This is a genomic window from Mesobacillus sp. ABV4_180 (assembly GCF_056158485.1).
Window position 1 is genome coordinate 202967 of the sequence record NZ_JBSWTJ010000001.1, and the last position, 24054, is coordinate 227020.

Sequence of the window (24054 nt, forward strand, 5' to 3'; positions counted from 1 at the left end):
ATTATTGTTTGTTGACGCTTGTTTGTTTAGTTTTCAAAGAGCAATTTGTTTTGCTGCTCCGTTAGAAGCAACTCTTATATATTATCAGGTTCAAAACCCGATGTCAATAAGTTTTTTTATTTCTTTGTTGCTGACTAAGTAGCTCGTAGCAACAGATATAAATATAGCATCTTTATATTCCAATAGCAACAGGTTTTTATGAATTTTATTTACGAAAACAAAAGAAAGATAATTCATATTTCTGTGTCCAAATCCGGCGGAGAATAACTATTGTTTTTGATCTGCTTTCTATAAGAATGAATGCTTCCTATCAATTTTTCACCCAATCCTATCCTATTCGGTGAATAATATTAAAGAAGGGCAAAACGGTTTAGCCGCTTTGCCCTTCTCTCTACACTTATATTAACGGTGGCGCATCAATGGGAATAACAGAACATCCCTGATGGATGGTGAATTTGTCAGAAGCATGACCAATCGGTCGATCCCGATACCCAGACCCCCTGTTGGAGGCATTCCGTATTCGAGTGCTTCGATGAAATCATCATCCATTTCGTGTGCTTCATCGTTTCCTTGTTCTTTTTCTTTTAATTGAGCTTCAAAACGCTCTCTTTGGTCGATCGGATCGTTCAGCTCGGTGAATGCATTCGCATGTTCCCTTGCAACGATAAATAATTCGAACCTGTCAGTAAAGCGAGGGTCTTCGTCATTCTTTTTAGCAAGAGGAGAAATATCAACCGGATGGCCGAAGATGAATGTCGGCTGGATCAAGTGCTCTTCTACTTTTTGCTCGAAGAATTCATTGACGATGTGGCCATACTGCATGTGCTCAGTGATTCCTACTCCATGCTCCTTAGCCAGGGCGCGAGCTTCTTCAGTGCTCATTTGCGGCCAGAAGTCGACACCAGTATATTCCTTGATTGCATCTACCATGTGAACTCTCTTCCATTCAGGCTTCAGGTCGATTTCATACTCACCGTACTGGATCGTAGTTCTGCCCAAAACATCCTGAGCGATGTGGGCGACCATGTTTTCAGTAAGAGACATGATATCACGCCAATCCGCGTATGCTTCATAAAGCTCAAGCATTGTAAATTCAGGATTATGTCTTGTGGAAATCCCTTCATTACGGAATACACGGCCGATTTCATATACTTTTTCCAAACCGCCGACGATCAGGCGCTTTAGGTGAAGCTCGATCGCGATTCGCATGTATAACTGCATATCAAGAGCATTATGATGAGTGATGAACGGACGAGCAGATGCTCCACCGGCAATTGAATGCATTAATGGCGTTTCTACTTCCAGGTAGCCCTGTCCATCGAGATAACGGCGCATTGACTGGATGATCCGGCTGCGGTTAATGAAAGTATTCTTGCTCTCGCTGCTTGTGATCAAATCAAGATAACGCTGGCGGTATCGCTGCTCGACATCTTTAAGTCCATGGAACTTTTCAGGAAGCGGACGAAGTGCCTTTGACAAGAACACGAAGTTTTGGGCTTTGATCGATAGCTCGCCCACTTTCGTTTTGAACAGAGTTCCTTCTACACCGATGAGATCTCCAAGGTCAGCTGTATCGAAAACCTCATATTGTTCTTCTCCTACTGCATCCTGGCGAACATAAATCTGGATTTGTCCTTCAAGATCCTGGATGTGCGCGAATCCCGCTTTTCCTTTGCCGCGCTTCGTCATGATCCGTCCTGCTATTTTAACAGAAACATTCTTTGTTTCGATTTCTTCTTTTTCCAATTCACCATATTCGCTGGTCAGTTCTCCAGTCAGGTGAGTCCGTTCGAAACGCTTACCGAATGGATCCATGCCTTTTTCACGCAATGAATTCATCTTTTCCCGTCTGACTCTGAGCTGGTCATTCAATTCTTCATGACTCATGTCGTTTTCACTCCAATATATAAATAAATTTATTATGTAATCCTAAGTATGTTTGGTGGATACTTTTATTATTTTACACAAACTATCGTGTTCAGACATTAAAAATCTCTGAATTACGCTTTTTAGCGCAAAAAAACCGCCAAATAGAATAAAAACTGCCAGTTTTACGACTGGCAGTTACATTAATAAAAGTATTATAGGAAATGTCGCATTCAATGTCAATTTTTATCCAGCCTGATGCGCCTTTTCCTCGTTCGCCTCAACTTCATCAGCGAAGTTTGTCAACAAATCGACAAGCTGGTCTCTTGTGCTGCATTCAATGATTCCATTTCGGACTATTGCGTTGCCGCGGATGCCTTTAAGGTACCATGCAGCGTGCTTGCGCATTTCGCGGACAGCAACATTTTCGTTTTTCAATGCGATCAGGCGGTCAAGGTGAAGGATGCTTACGTCGATTTTCTCACGAGCAGTCGGTTCTCCCATCAATTCACCTGTCTCCAGGTATTTCACCGTACGGTAGATCATCCATGGATTTCCGAGTGCGGCGCGGCCAATCATGACTCCGTCTACACCTGTCTCTTCAAGCATTCTTTTTGCATCCTGTGGTGTCTCGACGTCTCCGTTGCCGATTACCGGAATGTTGACAGCCTGCTTCACGTCACGGATGATATCCCAGTTCGCTTTTCCTTCATACATCTGTACACGTGTACGGCCATGAAGTGCGACTGCCTTGCCGCCTGCACGTTCTACAGCCTGTGCATTCTGGATGGCAAAAATGTGATCCTCATCCCAGCCCATGCGCATTTTAACTGTAACCGGCTTATCAACTGCATCTACTACAGCAGAAACCATCTCATAAATCTTATTAGGATCAAGCAGCCATTTCGCACCCGCATCACATTTCGTGATCTTCGGCACTGGGCAGCCCATGTTGATATCAATGATATCGGCATTCGTGTTCTTGTCCACATACTGCGCGGCCTTCACAAGCGTATCCTTTTCGCCGCCGAAAATTTGGAGGCTCAGCGGCTTTTCACGTTCATCTATATATAACATGTCGAGAGTTCTATTGTTTTGAAGAACAATGCCTTTATCGCTGACCATTTCGGCACAAACAAGTCCGGCTCCGAATTCTTTTACCGTCAGGCGGAACGCTGAGTTGCAGATGCCAGCCATAGGCGCAAGCACGACCTGGTTTTTCATTTCAATATCGCCAATCTTAAGCATGATATTCCCCCCTTCTTTTATTATCTAAAAATATATTAAAACCTTACTGCGGGGTTAGTTCTTCTAATCCGATATCCAGGAATTCTGCTATTTTGACAATCAGGCGGTCATCAGGCATCCTGTTGCCACGTTCAATTTCGCCTACTATCGAAACCGATACGCCAAGCTCTTTTGCGAAGCTTTCCTGTGTGAAACCCTTCAGTTTTCGATAAGCGCGAATACGTCTTCCCCATTTTTCTGCTTCCATATTCGTACTCCTTCTCTATCCGGTATACTAAGCAAACAGTTTTTCAGCGGCTCCTTCATGTTCGGGAGCTTGAGATTTGGGTCCATTTCAAGTAATGGAAGGATTACAAACGCGCGTTCGCTCATCCGAGGGTGCGGAATTGTAAGCTTCTCTGTTTCAATATTTTCGTGATTATACACTAATATGTCAAGGTCTAAAGTTCTGGGTCCCCATCTTACTTCCCTTTTTCTCCCAAGTTTCAACTCAATGTCAAGGCAGACACCCAACAGTTCTACTGGTGCCAGGCTTGTCTCTACTTGGATTGCCATGTTTAAAAACTGATCCTGATCCGTGTAGCCGACCGGGTCGGTTTCATAAATGGATGAAGTATTTACCACTGTTATTTTATCATGGCTTTCAAGAAGGATTATTGCTTGAGTCAGAAGCCCAAACCGGTCACCCATATTAGAACCCAGGGCAATATATGCTTTATTATCCACGATTATCTGCTCCTTGTGATCTCGATTGCAACCGATTTGTAATGGCCTGGTATCGGAGGATCCGGCTTGATTACTTTTACATGGCAGGTTTCTACTAATGAAAAACGACCAAGGATCGTACTGGCTATTTTTTCGGCTACCGCTTCTACCAACTTAAAAGGGCTGCCTTCTACGATTTCTTTGCAGGTTTGGTATAGTTCGGCATAGTTAATTGAATCCTCGAGGTTATCACTGTTCCCAGCCTTCGAAAGGTCAAGCTCTACAGCCAAATCGACGCCAAAACGCTGTCCAAGCTTCGTCTCCTCAGGAAAAACCCCGTGGTATCCATAAAACTCCATCTGGTTTACATGTATCTTATCCACGATATTCACCCTTTCCGATCAGCGCGTCCATCATCTTTCCCATACGCGACATTTCTTTGACATCATGGATCCTGACAATCTGGCAGCCCTTCTGAATTCCGTAACATACTGTCGCTCCTGTACCTTCCGTTCTTTCCGTCACAGGCAGGTCGAGGACGCCGCCAATCATAGACTTCTTCGATGTCCCCAAAAGCACCGGATATCCAAGCGATACAAGAGTATCAAGATGGCGCATCATTTCCAGGTTCTCCTTAAGGTCTTTAGCAAAGCCTATTCCCGGATCGAGGATGATTTGCTCATCGCTTACACCGGCTTTTTTGGCGATTGTGATGCTTTCATATAAATCGTTCAGGACATCCCTGATGAAGTGCGTGTAATTCCGGTCATTCCGGTTGTGCATCAAGATGATCGGAACACCTGTTTCAGCCGCTACATCGGCTATTTCCGGATCTTCCTTCGCTCCCCAAATATCATTGATGATGGCCGCTCCAGCCTCTACTGCACTTTTTGCCACCTTCGATTTATACGTATCTATTGAAATCGGGACCTGAAGCTCTTTCGTGATCGCCTCTATTGCCGGCACTACCCTGGCAATTTCTTCTTCATCGGTAATCCGTTCGTGTCCTGGCCTTGTCGATTCGCCTCCGATATCCAGGATATCCGCTCCATCTTCGATCATTTGCTGTGCATGGGCTACAGCATGGTCAAGATGGTTGTACTTGCCGCCGTCCGAAAACGAATCAGGTGTGACGTTCAAAATCCCCATGATCAATGTTTTCGTTCCGTAATCCAGTGTATATGGACCCGCTTTAATCACGCTTTTCATATAGCAGTCCTCCATCCAGTTCTGTTCTGCTCCATAGTGTTTCGCGGCGAGCTTTATATTTTTCAAAAAGAGTTTTTGCAATTGATCCGGCTGCTCCCGGAAAGCTTTTACCAGAAAAAGTAGTGACCGGGACAATTTCCTGGATTGAATTCGTCAGGAAGATTTCGTCAGCTGCTTCGGCTTCTTCTTTTTTGTAAAAACCTTCACGTACCTCAATGCCTGCGTTGCGGGCCTGCGCGATGACGAACCTGCGGGTCACGCCATTGAGAATACCTGTCCCGACTGCCGGTGTGAACAGCACACCTTCCCTGTACCAGAAAATATTCGAGACGATTCCCTCCGCCAAAAAACCATCATCTGTAAGGAAGATACCTTCCGTGTCCATAGCGGGGCCTGCCTCACGCTTGGCGAGAACATTATTGAGATAGTGGTGGGATTTCAGCCGTTCTTCCCCCTCAGGAGTGTTGCGCCTCAGATTCAGAAGGACTGTTTTCTTCTCGCTCATTTCTCCTGCTGACGGCAGCGGTTTAGAAAATACAATGACATTAGGCTCTGAATAACTTTCTGTCTGCAAGCCGATTTCACCATTCCCTGCGGAAACATTGAAACGAATATAGGCATCCAGGCATTCATTCTTAGCTAAAAGCTCGTTCAGAACCCATGCGGTTTCCTCCCTTGTAAAAACGGCATCGATATTCATTATTTGAAGACTGGCATTCAGCCGCTCCAGATGATCATCCAGCAAAAATGGGTGGCCATTGTAGATTCGGAAGGTTTCGAACACCCCAAGCCCGTATAAAAATCCATGGTCAAATGGAGAGATGGAGACTTCGTCTTTTTTCGCAAATCGTCCGTTTATATAAACATACATTACAGGCTGACTTCCTTTTGCTTTGCTGTTTTGTACTGAGAAATAAAATTCCGCAGCAGCTGTTTACCCGGTGTCGTTAAAATTGATTCCGGATGGAACTGAACGCCTTCGATTGGCATCGTTTTATGGCGGATGGCCATGATTTCCCCTTCCTCCGTCCAAGCTGAGACTTCCAGGCAATCAGGAAGTGTTTCTTTTTTCACGATTAACGAATGGTATCGTGCAGCAGGGAATGGGTTCTCCAGCCCTTCGAATATCGTTTTGCCGTCATGATAAACCATAGACGTTTTGCCGTGCATAAGCCGCTCCGCACGGACCACATCACCGCCAAATACCTGTGCGATCGATTGATGGCCAAGGCAGACACCGAAAACCGGAGTCTTACCTGCAAAATTCTTGATTGCCTCCAGGCTGATGCCTGCTTCATTCGGGCTGCACGGCCCTGGCGAGATCATTAAAAACTGCGGGTCAAGTTCCGCGATTCCCTGGATGGATGTCTGGTCATTGCGGATGACTTTGAGTTCCTCACCCATTTCACCCAAATACTGAACCAGATTGTATGTGAACGAATCATAATTATCGATCATTAAAATCATGCTTTACCCTCCGCAAGCTCCTTCGCCTTCCATAGAGCGATGGCTTTCTTTAAGGATTCTTTGTATTCATTCGCAGGGATGGAGTCAATTACGACACCGGCTCCCGCCTGGACATGGGACAGACCGTCTTTGACAAGCATTGTCCGGATGATGATGTTCAATTCCATATTCCCGTTAAAACCGAACCAGCCAAGCGATCCGGTATAAGTCCCGCGTCTCACTGGCTCAAGTTCCTCAATAATTTCCATTGTGCGTACCTTTGGAGCACCTGTAATCGTCCCGCCAGGAAATGTCGCATTGACAACATCAAACCATGTTTCACCCTCGGCCAGCTCGCCTCTGACATTCGATACGATGTGCATGACATGCGAGTATTTTTCAATGACCATGAACTCATTCACTTCTACAGAACCGTACTTGCAGACCCTGCCAAGATCATTCCGTTCTAGGTCGACCAGCATGACATGCTCAGCGCGCTCTTTTTCATTGTTAATCAGCTCATTGGCCAGCTCTAAATCTTCTTCATCAGTTCTGCCTCTCGATCTTGTGCCGGCAATCGGCCGTGTGCTGACCTCAGAACCTTTAACTTTTGCTAAAAGTTCAGGCGATCCGCTGACAAGCTGGAAATCCTGCGTGTGAAGGTAGCCCATATACGGTGAAGGATTCAATTGGCGAAGCTTTCGGTAAACTTCGATAGCTTCTGTCTCAATCGGCTTTGACTGCCTGACTGACAAATTGACCTGGAAGACATCACCCTGGGAAATGTATCGCTGTACCTTCTCGACCGCTTCGATAAACTCCGTTTCGTCCATGGAAACATGCAGTTCATCCGCTCCTGGCTTGTACACTTTTTCTATTGAGGACTCTGTCAAATCAGCTTCCCAGCGCTCTTTCCACGCTGACAGCTTCTCTTCTGCCTGTCCTTCCTGGCCAGATTCAGTCAGAGCCATTATCCATAAAATTTCTGTCTGATGGTCAAACACGAACCACTCAAGGAAGACCTGAAAATACACTTCCGGTATTCCGGAATCATCTTTGGCCAGTGCCGGAAGCCTCTCAATATAACGGGCATAATCATAGCTTAGATAGCCGATCGCCCCACCCTGGAAATCAGGCAGCCCTTCGATTTCTGGAACCTGAAATGATTCCATTTGATTTCTTATTAATTCAAGGGGATTTCCCTCAAGGGTTGTTGTCGACCCATTTTGGGTAATCGTCAATTTATGATCTTTGCCTGAAAACACAATCTCCGGGTTGAAGGCAGCGATGCTGTATCGTCCACCCCTCCCGCTTTCCAGGATGACATGCTCTTTATAGTGTTGTGCAATGGAATCGTATTGATGAAAAAAACGTGAAGCTGTATACGGAATCGTCAATGATTGAATGCTATATTGCGGCAAGCTATTCACTCCTATTTTTTTCTCTTTATCCATCATACATGATGCAGAGCACGCTTTCATTTTTAAAATGATTATATTTTGTTTGTTTTTTATAGAAATTATTGGTTTTCAATAGCAAATGGCTATTCAATTACGATTTTGTTTACTAAATATCAAATCTATATCCTCAATTATATAAAAGAAAAGAGACAAGCCTCAGGCCTGCCTCTTGCATGATTAATCTTCGAATTGATAAAGTGGTGTGCTTAGGTAGCGCTCGCCGTTGCTTGGGATGACAGCGAGGACTTTCTTGCCCTTGCCCAGTTTTTTCGCAGTTTCTAGTGCTGCGTAGATGGCTGCGCCTGAAGAGATTCCACCAAGGATTCCTTCTTCTTTTGCCGCGCGGCGGGCATAATCGAATGCCTGTTCATTTTCTACCTTGATGACTTCATCATATACTCCGGTATCAAGTACGCCAGGTATGAAGCCAGCACCAATCCCCTGGATTTTATGAGGGCCTGGTTTTCCGCCTGACAGAACAGGAGAGTCTGAAGGTTCTACAGCAATGATTTTGATGTTCTTGTATTTTTCACGGAGTACTTTTCCGGCTCCTGTGATCGTTCCTCCAGTACCGATTCCGGAGATGAACGCATCGAGCTGGTCACCCATCTGTTCAACGATTTCCGGACCAGTTGTTTTTTCGTGCACAGCAGGGTTCGCTTCATTCTCGAATTGCTGGGGCATGAAGTACCCATTTTCCTTTGCCAGTTCAGAGGCTTTACGGATCGCACCGCCCATTCCCTCTGGTCCCGGCGTCAGGACTAGTTCTGCTCCATAGGCGCGAAGCAAGTTTCTGCGCTCCATGCTCATGGTTTCAGGCATGACAAGGATGGCTTTGTAGCCTTTCGCAGCGGCTACCATTGCCAGGCCGATTCCAGTATTTCCGCTCGTCGGCTCGATGATTGTATCTCCCTGCTTCAGGACACCATTTGTTTCAGCGGCCTCAATCATTGCAAGCGCGATTCGGTCTTTTACGCTGCTGCCAGGGTTCATATATTCAAGCTTCAAGTATACCTCGGCACTCTGATCATCAACAAGTCTGTTCAATTTCACAATTGGTGTCTGACCTACAAGCTCAGTAATGGAATTTGCAATGCGTACCATATTACCCACCCCTTAATCCTTATTCCGAGTATTTTAATTGGTTTTATTAAAATTTACCAGCACTTTTGGTCCATGTCAATTAGTATGCTTCGACATGAAGAAAAATCAGTCTTACGCCCAAATTTACTGCGTTTCCTATTATAAAATCCATAAAAGAACTACAAGAAAGCACCGGTCCATCGACCAGTGCTGTGTTAGGATTTATTTCTTTTCACTCTCGCCATAAAACCAGCTGACCTCTGCGTCATTCCAAAATGCACGAGCAGATACTGGGATGTCCATTTGTTCAAGGGCAATTTGTCTGCGGATTTGATTCTTCACTTCATTGAAGTCATATTTCTTTCCTTCAAGCTTTTCATGAAGATAAATGACCGCATAGCCATTCTCTATTTTTACCGGACCCGTCCACTCCTCGGGTTTCAGCGATTTCGCTGCTTCTACTACTTGCGGAGAGACACGCTCATCTTCTTCATTGATGAAGCCGATGTCGCCTCCCTGGTTGGCGGAAAATTCATCGATGGACCGCTCCATCGCCAGCGCTGCAAAGCTCGAGCCTTCATCCAGTTCCTTTACCGCTGATTTGGCTTCTTTCTCGGTTTCAACAATGATTTGTGAAAGATGATAGGATGCCGGAATGTCGAAAAGGCTCTTGTTCTGTTCATAAAAGGACTTCATATCCTCTTCCGAAACCTTAACATCCTTTGTTAAAAGCTCTTCAAGCAGAAGGCTCAGCTTAATTTGCTGCTTCCATTTTTCTTCGGTTTTAGGCTCGTTCCCTGCCGAAGAATACATCGCTTTATAGATTGTCAGTTCACGCTCGACCGCCTCGTCAGAGACTTTGATATCATATTCATCAGCCATTTGCATGACTACCTTCTGATCAATCAGATCCCTGAGCGTTTCTTCCCCATATCTTTCTTCAAGCTCTGTCAGCCATTCCTGACGGGAGATCGACTCTTTTCCGATTTCCGCAACAGTTTCTTTATTCCCTTCAAGGAAGGCTGGCCTGGCAAGAAGCAGCACCAGAGTAATGACGTTCAAAACGGCTAACCCGGCAATGATATACCAAAGCTGCTTATTTTCCACTTCTCTTCCCCCAGAAACTGTTTATTTTGCTTCTTTTTCTATCTCTTCAAGCTCTTCTTTTGTAAACATATACTTTTCGTTACAGAAATGGCAGTGAGCTTCCGCCTGCCCGTCCGTATCAATCATGTCACGGATTTCCGCTGCACCCAGACTGATCAATGCATTGCTAAAACGATCCTTGGAGCAGTTGCATTCAAATGAAACCGGCATCGTTTCAAGCACTTTTACATTTTCTTTGCCCAACAGCTCTTCCAGCAATTCTTCAGGAGTTAATCCTTTTTCAATCAGCTTAGAAACCGGCGGGATTGTTTGCAGACGTTTTTCAATTGCAGAGATTGTTTCCTCAGTTGTCCCCGGCATCAACTGGATGATGAATCCGCCTGCCGCTTTGATTGAATTATCGGGATTGACCAGTACACCAACGCCAACAGATGAATTGACCTGTTCGGAGGTTGCAAAATAGTAAGTGAAGTCTTCACCAAGTTCCCCTGATACGATTGGAACCTGCCCTGTAAAATAATCCCGTAAACCAATGTCCTTTACAACGGTTAGAGTTCCGTCGGTACCGACGCCGCGTCTAACATCCAGTTTGCCATGCTCATTAAGGTCGAAATGAACATGTGGATTTGAGACATATCCTCTGACTTCCCCTTTTGCATTGCTGTCAACAAGGATCAATCCAAGCGGGCCACCACCATGGACCTTGATTGTCAGTTTTTCATCACCTTTTAGCATAGCGCCCATCATAACGCCTGCCGTCATGGTACGGCCAAGTGCGGCTGATGCCACTGGCCATGTATAATGCCTGCGCTGGGCCTCTCCAACCGTTTCAGTTGTTTTCGTTGCATAAGCCCTGACCTCTCCATCGTAAGCAAGGGCCTTAACTAAATAATCGCTCATTTTATCTACTACTCCCTTCGTGCTGCTAAATTCGCGTTTACACGAACATTAAATGTTTTTATCCATATTGCGCTTATAGATAAGCTGCAGTCCTTTTAATGTTAAAAACGGATCGACGACGTCAATGACGTTCGATTCCTGGGCAATCAGATTTGCCAGGCCGCCAGTCGCAATCACTTTTGGTGGAACTGTGCTCTTATCCTTCATCCGTTTAACTATTCCCTCTACCTGTCCAACATATCCATAGAGGATTCCAGCTTGCATAGCTGACACCGTGTTTTTCCCGATCACATCATCAGGCCTGCTGATCTCAATGCGCGGAAGCTTGGCTGCCCTTGAATAAAGAGCCTCGGTAGAGATTCCGATTCCAGGTGCAATCGCGCCTCCCATGTATTGATTTTGGGCATTGATATAGCAATAGGTTGTCGCTGTACCAAAATCAACAATGATCAACGGGCTTCCATACTCATGGATCGCGGCTACTGCATTGACAATTCGGTCAGCACCGACTTCTCTTGGATTTTCATATTTTATGTCCAGTCCTGTCTTAATGCCAGGGCCAACGACTAAAGGCTTAATATGGAAGTACTTCTGGCACATTCTCTCCAGCGAGAACATGATCGGCGGAACAACTGACGAAATAATGATTCCATCTATATCTGAAAAAGACAGCTGGACATGGTCAAAAAGATTTTTGACGATCATGCCAAATTCATCTTCAGTTCTGTGGCGATTCGTCTCTATTCTCCAATGGTGTTTCAACTCTTCCTGGTCATAAACACCTAACACGATATTTGTATTTCCGACATCAAAAACAAAAATCAAGCTATTCACCAACTTATTAATAGTTTTCTGAAATCAACACTGCAAATATCATACCATAATCACTAAACATTCACTAAATAAAGTAAACCTTATAAGAAAAGCGGAGGCGACTGCCAAACTGCGACAAGCGTCTCGATGGGCTAGGCGCTGGAGCTGGACAATTCTCGAAGTGAAATTTTTATACTTTCTTATCTTATAAAACAAAACAGGTGCCCTGTTAAGGGCACCTGTTCATGTCATTCTATTCTTTTGGATTTTCGTCGATAGCCTTCGGATCCTCAATGATAGAGTCTACTTTTTTGTCGGACTCTTCAATCGCAGGCATCTCATCCTTTTTCTTATTGATGGTTACTTTCATGTCATCCTTCGCGATGCTGACACTGCTTCTGTCAGGAAGGCGTCCATGGTCGACCAAACTCTTGATTTGTTCTGCATCAAGAGTTTCTACTTCTAACAATGTATTCGCGATCAGATCAAGCTTATCGCGGTGTTCTGTAAGAAGATTCTTCGCTCTTTCGTAGCACTGCTTAATGATGCTTTGGATTTCAAGATCGATTTCATAGGCAATCTTGTCTGAGTAGTTTTGTTCATTGTTCAAGTCACGGCCAAGGAACACCTGTCCCTGAGCCTGACCAAACTGCAACGGTCCAAGCTTGTCGCTCATTCCGAACTCAGTCACCATTCTTCTTGCAATTCCTGTCGCGCGCTGGAAGTCATTATGAGCACCTGTGCTCACTTCACCAAAGACGACTTCTTCTGCTACGCGTCCGCCAAGAAGGCCGGTAATTTTATCAAGAAGTTCCGGCTTCGTCATGAAGTAACGGTCTTCCTTAGGAAGCATGACAGCATAGCCGCCTGCCTGTCCGCGAGGGACAATCGTTACCTTATGCACCATTTCCGCTTCATCAAGCACAACCCCGATGACCGTATGGCCCGCTTCATGGAAAGCAACAATATTTCGTTCTTTTTGCGAGATGACCCGGCTCTTCTTGGCAGGGCCTGCAATGACGCGGTCAGTCGCTTCATCGAGATCATCCATATCAATTTTCTTCTTGTCTCTTCGTGCCGCTACAAGCGCAGCTTCGTTCAACAAGTTTTCAAGGTCCGCACCAGAGAAACCTGGAGTACGTGCTGCGATATTCTTTAAGTTAACCGTCTCATCAAGCGGTTTGTTTCTTGCATGTACCTTCAGTACAGCTTCACGGCCTGTTACATCCGGGCGGTCAACTGTGATCTGGCGGTCAAAACGTCCTGGACGCAGCAATGCAGGGTCAAGGATATCAGGGCGGTTAGTGGCAGCAACGATAATAATTCCTTCGTTCGCGCCGAAACCATCCATTTCAACAAGCAATTGGTTGAGTGTCTGTTCACGCTCATCGTGCCCTCCGCCAAGACCAGCACCACGCTGGCGGCCTACTGCATCGATTTCATCTATGAATATGATACATGGAGCATTCTTTTTAGCTGTTTCGAACAAGTCACGAACACGTGATGCACCGACACCGACAAACATTTCAACGAAGTCGGAACCACTGATTGAGAAGAACGGTACTCCTGCTTCCCCTGCAACAGCACGTGCAAGCAATGTTTTACCTGTACCCGGAGGTCCCACCAAAAGGACACCTTTCGGAATACGGGCACCAAGTTCAGCAAATTTGCGAGGGTCTTTAAGGAATTCAACAACCTCGACAAGCTCTTGCTTCTCTTCATCTGCACCCGCAACATCTTTGAAGCGGACTTTCTTCTTTTCTTCGTTGTACAGCTTTGCTTTACTTTTCCCGAAGTTCATGACACGGCTTCCGCCGCCCTGTGCCTGATTCAATAAGAAGAAGAACAGGATAAAAATGATGATGAATGGAATAATGGACGTAAAGAACGTTACCCATCCACTTGTTTCCTTGGCAGGCTTGATTTCGACATCTGCGTCAGCAGCTGCCTGTTCAATGCGAGTAAGGGTTTCCGGGTTATTCCAAACATAGGTAATGAACCCTTCCCCTTCCTTCTGGCCTTTAAGCTGGCCTCTTACCTCATACACTCCTCGTTCAGGCTGAAGCGAAAGATCGCCATCAACATTGCCCGATTCGAGCTGCTGCATGAATTTATCGTAAGAGATTTGTTCAGTTGGCTGGTTATTGCCATTAAAGAAGCTCACTACTCCAATAATCACTAAAAATATCAATAAATAAAAGATGGTATTACGGAAAATCCGATTCATCCCTTACCTCCTCCCACGGTAGACAAACTATACTAAATAGTATCATAGCAAATTATGCTAATACAAGAAATTAACATTCAGAATATTTAGTTGTTATTCTAAATGTTCATTTCATTTTAAAAATCTGACCGTTTATTTTGAATATACTTCTGGCTTCAAGATCCCAATGTATGGAAGGTTGCGGTACTTCTCTGCATAATCAAGACCATAGCCTACGACAAACTCATCAGGGACGATGAATCCAACATAATCAGCAGCGATGTCTGCCTTTCTTCCTGTAGGTTTATCCAGAAGTGTGACAATCTTGATCGATTTTGCCTTGCGATACTTGAAAAGCTCTACTAAATAGCTGAGCGTCAAACCGCTGTCGATGATGTCCTCGATGATCAGGATATCCCTTCCTTCAACTGATGTATCAAGATCTTTAAGGATTTTTACTTCTCCTGAAGATACCATTGCATTTCCATAGCTGGATACATCCATGAAATCCATTTCCAGATATGTATCGATGCGCTTCAGAAGATCGCCCATGAAAGGCATTGCACCTTTTAGAACGCCAATCGCAAGCGGAAAGCGATCCTTGTATTCCTCAGTCAGCTGAGCCGCCAGTTCCTTTGTCTTTACCTGAATTTCTTCTTCTGTAAATAATACCTTTTCAATATCATTTTTCATGATCATTGTGCCCCCTGGAAGTTATCAATGCTTTATATAAGTTAAAAGTAATAACCTGTTTCCTTCCTTGCTTGCTTCATGGTTCGATTTTTTCAGTCCGGGAAGCCATAGAATGCTGCCTTCCCTGTCTGTGACAACCGGCCATTCATCTCTTTGTGCCAAAGGAATTTTCATGTCGATAAAAATATCCTTTACCTTCTTCGAACCTGCCATTCCCTTCAATATCATCCGATCGCCATTCTGCCTTGTACGAATGACCAGCGGTATCCCTGCCTGTTCCAGATCAACGATAAAACGATATTTGGAAATCCCTCTGTCTTGAACATCATTGAGCAATTGCGCTTCAATGATATCACCATTCGGCAAAAGTATCTGACCTGGACCAGATAATTCAATAGAGTAGCTGTGCCTTTCTGGCGGATTCAATTGAAAGTGGCATTTTCCATACGATCGTATGATTCTTAAACCGCTGGGGAAATCAAGAGTTCCTGATGGATGGGGATTGCGAATTATTGAAAATATTTTTTCAATATGTATAGCGGAAAGAGAAGCAGGTCGATCTTTGTAAAGATAATTTAATATTAGTTTAATCCCTCTTCTTTGTAAAGGCATTGGCATTTGCAGAAAGGAACTAATATCAATCGTTATTTTACTGTCCTCTTTCTTCATTACTTTATTCAATTTTTCATTCGTTAATTCAATAAGATAATCTTCATCATTCTGCAATTCTTCACTGAACCGCTGGAAGTGCTCATGTACAGCCGGATTCTCTTCCTTTAAAAAAGGCAAAACACTTTTCCTGAAACGATTCCTGCTGTAATATTCTTTATCGTTGCTTGGGTCTATTCTCGGTTCAAGTTGATATAAGCCACAATATTCTTCCAGATCATCCTTTGTCAGACACAGGAATGGCCGGAAGATGGCATATGAACCAAATTTCCGATAGAACGGGATTCCTGCCCGGGCTTTTCCTGAACTTCCCCGGGTAAGCCTCATCAAAACCGTTTCAATTTGGTCATCGCCATGATGACCTAATGCAAGAAACTGAAGGTTATGCTTTTTCATGACTTCCTCAAAAAAAGCATATCGGCATGCGCGGGCAGCCTGCTGTGAACTCAAACCAGTGGCCCGCATATATGCAGGCACATCCGCTCTTTTCATCTCGAATGGAATCCCATGTTCCTCGCAATAGCTCTTCACATAAAGGGCATCTTGATAGGATTCTTCTCCACGAAACATATGGTCAACATGGGCAGCCACGATCTGGAGTGAATGATTGATTCGCTGCTCCCATAAAAAATGAAGCAAAGCGAGCGAATCAGGACCGCCTGAAACACCAACAGCAATCGATTTGTTATTCAGCTGAAAATCATGTTTTTTAAGAAAAGCATTAACCTTTGTATCGATCATCATTGTACATCCTTACGGTTGTTGCCGGTTTAAGACTATACCCAAGGCTGCAACCCATTAATCTTCTAAATGATTCCGTTTGTTATTTTTCAGCTTAACATTTTTGATAGGTCATTTTCAAAACCTTAACCCAATCATTCCTTATTTACGGATGGAAAACCAAAAGGTTTCAAAAATCTAGTTAACCTGACTATAAATATAGATAAAATATAATACGGAGATGATCAGGATGATGGATACTGTTTCAAGAAAGGATGAGCTGTTCTTTTTCTTGCTATAGACTTTTCTCGTTTGCCGTCCATTGCTGTTTGCTGCTGCATTTGACCTCGTCCTCTGCGGACTCGCTTTTGGCTGATGATGACTGCGGTTTCCTGAAGTTGTTTTTTGCGGGTTTCGACTATTTCTCGTGGCAACGTCAGGCTGATGAATCTGCATGATTCCATCCCGCATTTCCCTTGCTGATTGATAATGTCCGGTAAGAGCGTTTAATATTACTTTTTCATACTGTTTCAACTCATTGCTTTGCTTTACTTTGCCCATTATTTCATTTATGCCGCCAGTGGTCTTACTGAACCTTTTCGGATATGCTGTGTTAACCATGATCATCCCTACCGCAAATAGATCATATCCTGGTTCTGCTTTCCTGCTCCCCAGACCCCAATAGCCTCTATCGAAAAACTCAGTGAATTCTTTGATAGACCTCCCCTGCAAGGTTGTACCACCTACATCAATACAGCGGATCCTTGCCGGCGGTCCGGTCACGATCAGATTATCGGGTTTCAAATCGCCGAATACCCAGCCATTCTCATGCAGCAGCTGCAGATCTGCAAGCAGCTGCAGAATCATGACCCCCGTCCAGTCTGGGCCTTTTTGATTCAGGAAAGTGAGGAAATCTGGCCCTTTGATAAATTCCATAACATAAAAGCTGACTTTTTTTCCGGGACGTTCCCAGTCATCGACATCCAGCAAAGAAGGCCCGAGGGCAGATCCCTGGACCTTGGCAAAAGATTTTAAAACATTGACCTCCGAAGTGATCGACATTCCATTGTCGCTCATTTTCAGGGCCACTTGCATATTATTGTACCTTGCTAGATAGACAATCCCATTCGCTCCAAAACCAAGCTCTTTAATGATCGTATACCTGTTTTTATGCCATTTCCCATCGATGATCGTTCCAGGAATGACTTTACACAGATTCTTCAAAGAAGGATTCATCATCACGGGACAGAAGGCTCCTTAAAGATCGTTTTTTATTAAAGTAAGAGAGTGCTTCGCGAATGGCTGGTCCTGTTGGCGTAATTCCACCCGTCGTCAACTTGGCAAAAATGCTTGTAAGGGACTCCAGTTTTGGTGTCCAATCCAACAATTTTTCGACATCGTTTCTTTTCCCGGGAAATACAAAAACCGAAAAACGGTTATCTCCTGAGCGTGCATTCAGGCTCAAACTCAAGTCTAGCAGTGCTTCTTTTACAGTAGGAAGCTTGTGCTTCATGCTTGCACTTGTATCGACAAGAATCAACACTTCCAGTTCGACTGTCTCTCCAAGTTCATCTACAACCTCCATGACTTCCCCGCGCTGTTCTGGCGGAAGGTCTTCCACAGTCCTTCCCCCGCCGAGAATTTGCTGGAGCTCCTTATTCACAACACCCTGGAGAGTCTGGGTCATCGCTTTCCTTGTCACCATCTGGACAGTTTGAGATAGCTGCTGGGCATAGACAATTTGGCTGACACCGCCGCCCGATAGCGCAATCCCTTCTATTTCCTTCATACCCTGGTCATCTATAACATCCTGCTCCATTACTCCAATAACATTAACCGTGATACCCTGTTCCTTTGCCAATGCTGCCATTGCAATCGGATCTTCACCCTGGTTTGAACATCCATCTGTGATGAGCAAAATTTGCCTGATTGTACCTGTCTTCATAATTTCCCCTCACTTCCAGGCTTTTCACTATTTGTAAGCCAGATTCACAGAACCTATGAAAACATCATAGTAGAAAAAAAGCCTAAATAAATTTGTTACCATTTTCGACGAAGGAGAGAGGAAATATACATAAAGTATTACCATAATACTCAAAATAACGGTTATGCCCTTTTTTGATAATTGGACATCGGAATTGATGCCCACTTAGGAATATTGTGATCGATTTTCGCGACAACAACGGTCATGTCATCCTCGATCGAACCTCCGCGTGATCTGATTACTTCCTCCATGATCAGATCGGCAATCGCCTGGGGTTCGTCGGTTTGGAGCTCATTGATTTTTCGTTTCATCCATAGATCATAATTCTCGACATGCTTTGGCCCTTCGAACACGCCATCGCTCATCATGATCAGCAAGTCTCCCGCTTTTAATTGCTCGCTTACCACATCAACCTCGAATTCTTGTATGATCCCCATCGGAAGATTGCTCGCCTGGACCTTCATTACCTTGCCCCCGCGTTTTATGAAGCTCGGAGTTGATCCAATCTTCAGGAAGCGCGAAGAGGCATTCTGCAAATCGATCATGACCAGGTCCAGAGTGGAGAAAATCTCATCCGTCGTCCTTAATGATAAGATAGAGTTCACCGATTTGATGGCAACCTTTTCTTCGATACCTGATTGCAGAATCTGCTGAAGCAATAACAGGGTATCCCTGCTTTCCGAATGGGCCCTTTCACCATTGCCCATCCCGTCACTGATCGCAATTGCGTATTTTCCGCCGCTGAGCTCAATTGTTGAATAGCTGTCCCCTGAAACAAGGTCTCCATCCTTTGCAGCATGAGCCACTCCAGTTAATACAGTGAAGGCTTTAGCGGAACGGAATGTCACATGGCAAAAACCATTCGGGAATGTGGAGCATTCTTCCGAACTCACGACGATGTTTTCCTTGAGAATATCAGATAGCATCGGCGCAATTAATTTTTCGCATTCTCCATGTCCCTGGCAATACGGTATTGTCATGTCGATATCAACATTCCCCTGTTCCAGGCTATAGATTTCAACATGCTCGATCTGGATGCCAAAATCCTGCAACGACTCAAGGATTTGTTCTTCCTGCTTCGAGTGATTTTCACGCTCCCGCTGGATTTCCTTTGCAAAATCCCCCATAACTTCCGAAACTCCTAACAATTGGTCTGCCACAAGCCTCCTGCTCTCCTGGACCTGCTTTTTGAGTTTCCGGTTCGCCTGGTAATAGCTGAGCTGCTGCTGCATAACTTCCTGGACTTTTTTCGACCTCGTGCAATGCTTGTCCCATTCACGTGAAAGTTTTTGTGGGACCGCACCTGAATTTTGATCCATCTCCTGCATAATCTCACTCATATATTCATAGGTTGTATTAAAGTTCCTTGTCCAGCAGTGGTCTTTCTTAAAGCATGTCTGGCATGTCTTTTCCGTGACATTGCTTAAGAAATAGTCCATATCGCGATCCGTTTCAACCGTTTCATCCTGAACCTGCAGTGTCGAGAAGCTTTTCGACAGTGCTTCAAACACATTGGAAAACTGTACGACGCGCTGGGCAGTCACGTCCCTCATTTTCCTCATATATTGCTGCTGCTCGGCAGAATACTCAGGTGTCCCTGGAATATACTTGGCGATTCTCGATGAAAGGGATTGAGGTGTAAGGAAGAACAACAATACTGCCGCTGCTGATTCCGTCAGAGTCTTGCTTATCGCACCGCCGCCCTCTCCATACATGCCGATCAGGAGTGTAGCAATGAACAGCCCAAGTGCGACACCTGGCTTCCTCCCTTCTTTTAACAGGCCGCCAAGCAATCCTGAAAAAGCGAGAAGGCTCATATGATAGAAACTTGAAACATTGGCGAGTGAGAAAATCAGGCCAGTCACGACACCGACTGTCGAACCCACGGTCGCTCCTGCCACAAAGGAGAAGAGCAGCACTAAATAACGAGACATTACGTGCTCCACGGACAAATCATAAACTGTCCAGCCAATCGTTCCCGTCATGACCGAGGCAAGCATAATGATTAAACAGACAATTTCCTCTGTCTTTAATGATTGCTTACGTTTGCTGACCGTCAGCAGCGGAATGCTCTGAAGAAAAATAAAGGTCAGCACCAGGCTTAGGCCTGCTTCCACGCCAGCCATCATGCCTTCATAGAGAGTGATAGTTCCTGACAAAATAAGAGCTTTTAACATTTTGCCTATTAATATAGTAGAAAATATATAAAATGGCAGAACCTTCAGATCATTTTTGATCCATTTTTTTGTGAACCTGTACAGCAGCAAAAACAAGAATACCGAGCTGAACGTAAAAACCGCATCGCCAAACGATAGAGTAGCAGCACCGGCTACCAGCCCAAACAGCGCGATTGGCGCACGATCTTTCCGGATGAGATATACGGCCGCAAAAAACGGAAGGCTAAAAGGCGTCAACTTTGCTAGTATCAAGGCCCGGCCAAGCAAAAATCCAATGATCAGAAAAATATAGCCTTTTTTTAAGAAAAGGTTTTCGATTTTGGATTGCAGCTTCGACATGCCTTTTGCAAACCTGAATCGTGATTCCTCGAGATGAACTTCACCGATCGGTTCCATCATGTTCCTTTCTACCTTTTGCATTCAATACACTCCCCGTTTTTTTATCGTTGCAGATTATTATAAAAGGGAGCTGTCCAGAAGTTTGTCAAAAACAAGGACAAGCATCAAAGTTTCGTTCGACGCATTTCCCTGTAAATAATGCAATAACTCGAAATAACACGGATAATTTCTGTCAGTTATCCATAATCCCCGAAAACGGAACAAATGGCGCTAAAATTTACCTATCAATAATTTTAGTTTTCTTTTAAAATTTCATTGACACTATTTCAATATCTATGTATTATATTTCTTGTGCCTCAAAACAATATCATGGCGGTGTAGCTCAGCTGGCTAGAGCGTACGGTTCATACCCGTAAGGTCGGGGGTTCGATCCCCTCCGCCGCTACCAAATTATTTTATCTGAAAAACTTATACGGCCCCTTGGTCAAGCGGTTAAGACACCGCCCTTTCACGGCGGTAACACGGGTTCGAATCCCGTAGGGGTCATCTATGAAAAAACACCGTTCCTATATGGAACGGTGTTTTTTTTGTGTCTACTCTATTATATTTAATTGCTTACTTCAACATTTATGACGGACAGTTTTGGCGAGGTTCTTCCCATTTTCGTCCGTCATCACCCCTATGACGGACAATTTTGCCGGGTTTCATCTCATTTTCGTCCGTCATCACGCCTATGACGGACAGTTTTGCCAGGCTTCATCTCATTTTCGTCCGTCATCACCTCTATGACGGACAGTTTTGCCGGGTTTCATCTCATTTTCGTCCGTCATCACTCCTATGACGGACAATATTGCCGGGTTTCATCTCATTTTCGTCCGTCATCACCTCTATGACGGACAGTTTTGCCATATTTCATCCTATTTTTGTCCGTCATCACCCTTAGGACGGAACAATATTGAACAGGTTTCATCACATTTTCGTCCGTCATCATCTCTATAACGGACAGTTTTGCCAGGTTTCATTCAATTATTGTCCGTCTTTTCTTCGTTAAGTTTAGTCAACACTTTTACTCGAATATAAAAAAGACAAGCCCCGAGAGACTTGTCTTGATATAGCATGATACCTGCTATTATATATATTCACTTAGCAGCAAGTTAGCCTCTTCTAGCTCCTCTTCCACCGCGCTTGGATTCGGTAGCGCGTTTCAGAGAGGACAGGCGGTCTTCACTGTCCTTCAGGAATTTCGCCATTTTCGTTTCGAAATTCTCTGGACGTGCGTTGCGGTTGTCGTTTCCTCTGCCGCCGCCGCGTGGACGTTGAGAGTAAGGTCTTGAGTCAGATCTTTCTGGTCTAGCTGGTCTTTCTGGTCTTTCCGGCCTGTCAACAGCCTTCTTGATTGATAAACCGATCTTGCCGTCTTTCTCAACATTGATAACCTTTACTTCAACCTGGTCGCCTACTTTGAGGTGGTCGTTGATATCCTTGACATAGTTGTCTGCAACCTCACTGATATGAACGAGTCCAGTTGAACCGCCCGGCAGTTCTACGAACGCCCCGAAATTTGTGATGCCTGTTACCTTTCCCTGTAGCTTGCTGCCTACTTCGATTGACATAAAAAAGTTTTGCCTCCTTAAAGATATAAAAAATCAAACTTACATTATATTATACAGAATATAAAAAAAGAGTGTCAATAAGGCGAATCTTGGGAGTCCTTTTTCTCTTTAGGAAGGTTGAAAATGATTTCATTCTTTTCGGACAGGAAGTATTCTTTGCGGGCAAGCTTGGCTATGTATTCGTCATCGTTCAGTTTAATGATTTCCTCATCGAGAATTTCCTGCTGTTTCTCAAGACTTGCCATTTTTTGCTCAAGCCTTTCCTTTTCCGCCTGCTTCTTTTCAAGAGCGGAAGTCTGGGAAATGAACGTGGAGATCATAAAGTACGAAATGATCGATGCGAAAAGGGCAAAGACTGCGAGGCGCCTGAAAAGCAGCTTTCGCTTCCTGGTTTCCGCAACTCCTGCTTTTTCACGCTGCTGTACATATTGATTTTCAATCTTGGATATGTTCCGTTTCCTGATGACACTCATTCCCCGCAGTCCTCCTTACATTTATTTTTTTAAGTTCTTTATCCATTTTATCGGCTTACTAGAGTAATTCTTTACTATAATTAGAAATCCTGCCAATTTATTATATAACTTCTCGACGCTTTTTTTAACCTTTTTCGGCAAAAGTTTCCAAAAAAGCAGGAAAATTATCTTAACTGGCTTCCATAATAGATTTTTCAATAACCATAGTAAAACGGCAAGAAGCCATTTCACAAGTGCATAAAGGCCTCTCCCCGTCATGAGCAGCAATGATAGAACGGTGGCGGCCAAAAACTGCATTGGCCGGATCACCAGCATTCTGACAGCCTTCACCAGGAAGATATAGATACTGATGGTGATGGCTATGACCCGCTCCAGCAGCTTCATATACATCTTCTTAAACAGGCTCTGATAGGCCGCGAAACCGCATAATAAAGCCAGGAAGATATAAAGACGCAATTCTCCCATATTCACTGAAAATAATACATAGAAAATCGACAGGCCCTGAAACACCCAGAACAGGATATCATTGATGAAGACGATCCATGATTTCCGCTTTGACCTTTTTAAGAAACGGTTATGCGTATCAAGTGAAGCTCCGAATAAGCTGCCCATCCCAATCATGGCGAGCATCGTCAAAAATTGGGTCGACAGTGTCATCGGAATAACTTGCTAAAGAACCCTTTAGCTTTCTCCCCATGCTGGTCATCGAGATAGACCAGATCAAAGATTTTCCCTTTAATTGATACAATACCTTTGTCGACATCCAGGTTCTTCATCTGAAGATTCTGGCCCTTGATTGCAAGGAATCCCATGACAGTTTCTAATAAGAACTCTTCATTATCGAAGCTTTCAACCTGCTTTACGCCCGTAATCTCCAGTGTCCGTCTGCCTCTCATCACTAAATCATGGTCTGGCAAATTGCTTTTTGTCTGGTTCGTTTCATAATATTGGCTCATCATAACCCCTCACAATCGCATAATGCACTTTTGTACATGTTTATGATTGAGGGAGGGAGAATAGAACAAGCCTTCCTTCGAAGCATAATTTACTCTTCGTCATCTCCTGGGATTCTTTCTTCCCCGAGAATTGTATACATCTCGGCTGCTTCATCCTTCCGTGATGTTTCCTGGATGCGGTCAATCTTCACTGATACGACCTTTTGTCCGAAGCGGATCGCCAATTCATCGCCAGCTTTTACATTCGTACTTGCTTTTGCAGGAACACCGTTGATTGAAATTCGTCCCTGATCGGATACTTCCTTCGCCAATGTTCTTCTTTTGATCAATCTTGACACCTTTAAAAATTTATCCAGTCTCATTGTATCTAAACCCCTTTTTCTTTAT

Annotated in this window: 24 protein-coding genes and 2 tRNA genes; 2 read left to right on the forward strand and 24 right to left on the reverse strand. The window is 44.3% G+C overall.

All coding sequences use genetic code 11. The annotated features are described in order from the left end of the window. Window positions 1–402 precede the first annotated feature (402 nt). The 19 genes from lysS to spoIIE all read right to left on the reverse strand — a co-directional run bounded on the left by lysS (window position 403) and on the right by spoIIE (window position 20706). A complete protein-coding gene (lysS, locus tag ACXAEA_RS01145) occupies window positions 403–1887 on the reverse strand; it encodes a lysine--tRNA ligase (RefSeq protein WP_475094132.1) in 1485 nt (494 codons plus the stop codon). A gap of 225 nt (window positions 1888–2112) precedes the next feature. Further along, entirely contained in the window at window positions 2113–3114 is a 1002-nt protein-coding gene (dusB, locus tag ACXAEA_RS01150; RefSeq protein ID WP_475094133.1) for a tRNA dihydrouridine synthase DusB, read from the reverse strand. A gap of 43 nt (window positions 3115–3157) precedes the next feature. Continuing rightward, window positions 3158–3361: a helix-turn-helix domain-containing protein gene (locus tag ACXAEA_RS01155; protein ID WP_475094134.1), complete on the reverse strand. Its 204-nt coding sequence runs from the start codon at window positions 3359–3361 to the stop codon at window positions 3158–3160. Beyond that, window positions 3313–3840 (reverse strand): 2-amino-4-hydroxy-6-hydroxymethyldihydropteridine diphosphokinase, encoded by a 528-nt coding sequence (folK, locus tag ACXAEA_RS01160; RefSeq protein WP_475094135.1) that lies wholly within the window; start codon window positions 3838–3840, stop codon window positions 3313–3315. The genes ACXAEA_RS01155 and folK overlap by 49 nt, the downstream gene beginning before the upstream one ends. A gap of 2 nt (window positions 3841–3842) precedes the next feature. After that, complete coding sequence (gene folB, locus ACXAEA_RS01165; RefSeq protein WP_475094136.1) at window positions 3843–4202, reverse strand: dihydroneopterin aldolase; 360 nt, start codon at window positions 4200–4202, stop codon at window positions 3843–3845. Next, window positions 4195–5028 carry a dihydropteroate synthase gene (gene folP / locus ACXAEA_RS01170; RefSeq protein WP_475094137.1) on the reverse strand — a complete coding sequence of 278 codons (834 nt, stop codon included), beginning with the start codon at window positions 5026–5028 and terminating at the stop codon, window positions 4195–4197. Before folP ends, folB begins: the two co-directional genes overlap by 8 nt. Further along, window positions 5012–5899: an aminodeoxychorismate lyase gene (gene pabC, locus ACXAEA_RS01175; RefSeq protein WP_475094138.1), complete on the reverse strand. Its 888-nt coding sequence runs from the start codon at window positions 5897–5899 to the stop codon at window positions 5012–5014. Before pabC ends, folP begins: the two co-directional genes overlap by 17 nt. Next, window positions 5899–6495, reverse strand: a complete 597-nt coding sequence (pabA, locus tag ACXAEA_RS01180; RefSeq protein ID WP_475094139.1) for an aminodeoxychorismate/anthranilate synthase component II — start codon at window positions 6493–6495, stop codon at window positions 5899–5901. Before pabA ends, pabC begins: the two co-directional genes overlap by 1 nt. Continuing rightward, the gene (locus tag ACXAEA_RS01185; protein ID WP_475094140.1) at window positions 6492–7895 is read right to left on the reverse strand and encodes an anthranilate synthase component I family protein; all 1404 of its coding nucleotides are present in this window, start codon (window positions 7893–7895) and stop codon (window positions 6492–6494) included. The genes pabA and ACXAEA_RS01185 overlap by 4 nt, the downstream gene beginning before the upstream one ends. A 216-nt stretch (window positions 7896–8111) precedes the next feature. Further along, window positions 8112–9038, reverse strand: a complete 927-nt coding sequence (cysK, locus tag ACXAEA_RS01190) for a cysteine synthase A (RefSeq protein ID WP_475094141.1) — start codon at window positions 9036–9038, stop codon at window positions 8112–8114. A 201-nt stretch (window positions 9039–9239) separates the two neighbouring features. Beyond that, window positions 9240–10124, reverse strand: coding sequence for a peptidyl-prolyl cis-trans isomerase (locus tag ACXAEA_RS01195; RefSeq protein ID WP_475094142.1), 885 nt, complete (start codon window positions 10122–10124; stop codon window positions 9240–9242). 21 nt (window positions 10125–10145) lie between these two features. Then, the gene (gene hslO, locus ACXAEA_RS01200; RefSeq protein WP_475094143.1) at window positions 10146–11024 is read right to left on the reverse strand and encodes an Hsp33 family molecular chaperone HslO; all 879 of its coding nucleotides are present in this window, start codon (window positions 11022–11024) and stop codon (window positions 10146–10148) included. 48 nt (window positions 11025–11072) lie between these two features. After that, the gene (locus ACXAEA_RS01205; RefSeq protein WP_475094144.1) at window positions 11073–11849 is read right to left on the reverse strand and encodes a type III pantothenate kinase; all 777 of its coding nucleotides are present in this window, start codon (window positions 11847–11849) and stop codon (window positions 11073–11075) included. 241 nt (window positions 11850–12090) lie between these two features. After that, window positions 12091–14064 (reverse strand): ATP-dependent zinc metalloprotease FtsH, encoded by a 1974-nt coding sequence (ftsH, locus tag ACXAEA_RS01210; protein WP_475094145.1) that lies wholly within the window; start codon window positions 14062–14064, stop codon window positions 12091–12093. 132 nt (window positions 14065–14196) lie between these two features. After that, window positions 14197–14736: a hypoxanthine phosphoribosyltransferase gene (hpt, locus tag ACXAEA_RS01215; RefSeq protein ID WP_475094146.1), complete on the reverse strand. Its 540-nt coding sequence runs from the start codon at window positions 14734–14736 to the stop codon at window positions 14197–14199. Between the two features lie 24 nt (window positions 14737–14760). Further along, on the reverse strand, window positions 14761–16146 hold the full coding sequence (gene tilS / locus ACXAEA_RS01220; RefSeq protein ID WP_475098031.1) for a tRNA lysidine(34) synthetase TilS: 1386 nt from the start codon (window positions 16144–16146) through the stop codon (window positions 14761–14763). Window positions 16147–16323: 177 nt separating this feature from the next. After that, window positions 16324–17364, reverse strand: coding sequence for a protein kinase domain-containing protein (locus ACXAEA_RS01225; RefSeq protein WP_475094147.1), 1041 nt, complete (start codon window positions 17362–17364; stop codon window positions 16324–16326). Beyond that, window positions 17333–18070 carry a vWA domain-containing protein gene (locus ACXAEA_RS01230; protein WP_475094148.1) on the reverse strand — a complete coding sequence of 246 codons (738 nt, stop codon included), beginning with the start codon at window positions 18068–18070 and terminating at the stop codon, window positions 17333–17335. The genes ACXAEA_RS01225 and ACXAEA_RS01230 overlap by 32 nt, the downstream gene beginning before the upstream one ends. Before the next feature lie 161 nt (window positions 18071–18231). Continuing rightward, window positions 18232–20706, reverse strand: a complete 2475-nt coding sequence (spoIIE, locus tag ACXAEA_RS01235) for a stage II sporulation protein E (RefSeq protein WP_475094149.1) — start codon at window positions 20704–20706, stop codon at window positions 18232–18234. A 290-nt stretch (window positions 20707–20996) separates the two neighbouring features. Between spoIIE and ACXAEA_RS01240 the strand changes: the two genes are divergently transcribed. Next, window positions 20997–21073, forward strand: a tRNA-Met gene (locus ACXAEA_RS01240). Between the two features lie 26 nt (window positions 21074–21099). Next, window positions 21100–21171: transfer RNA gene (locus ACXAEA_RS01245), tRNA-Glu, on the forward strand. Window positions 21172–21779: 608 nt separating this feature from the next. On the opposite strand, the gene ACXAEA_RS01250 is transcribed toward ACXAEA_RS01245, so the two are convergent. From ACXAEA_RS01250 to ACXAEA_RS01270, 5 genes are all read right to left on the reverse strand, one after another. Next, window positions 21780–22238: a S1 domain-containing RNA-binding protein gene (locus tag ACXAEA_RS01250; protein ID WP_475094150.1), complete on the reverse strand. Its 459-nt coding sequence runs from the start codon at window positions 22236–22238 to the stop codon at window positions 21780–21782. A 74-nt stretch (window positions 22239–22312) separates the two neighbouring features. Beyond that, a complete protein-coding gene (locus ACXAEA_RS01255) occupies window positions 22313–22711 on the reverse strand; it encodes an FtsB family cell division protein (protein ID WP_475094151.1) in 399 nt (132 codons plus the stop codon). 21 nt (window positions 22712–22732) lie between these two features. After that, entirely contained in the window at window positions 22733–23368 is a 636-nt protein-coding gene (gene yabQ, locus ACXAEA_RS01260; RefSeq protein ID WP_475094152.1) for a spore cortex biosynthesis protein YabQ, read from the reverse strand. Then, window positions 23365–23667 carry a sporulation protein YabP gene (gene yabP, locus ACXAEA_RS01265; protein ID WP_214710346.1) on the reverse strand — a complete coding sequence of 101 codons (303 nt, stop codon included), beginning with the start codon at window positions 23665–23667 and terminating at the stop codon, window positions 23365–23367. Before yabP ends, yabQ begins: the two co-directional genes overlap by 4 nt. Window positions 23668–23756: 89 nt before the next feature. Beyond that, complete coding sequence (locus tag ACXAEA_RS01270; RefSeq protein ID WP_475094153.1) at window positions 23757–24029, reverse strand: RNA-binding S4 domain-containing protein; 273 nt, start codon at window positions 24027–24029, stop codon at window positions 23757–23759. Window positions 24030–24054: the final 25 nt, after the last annotated feature.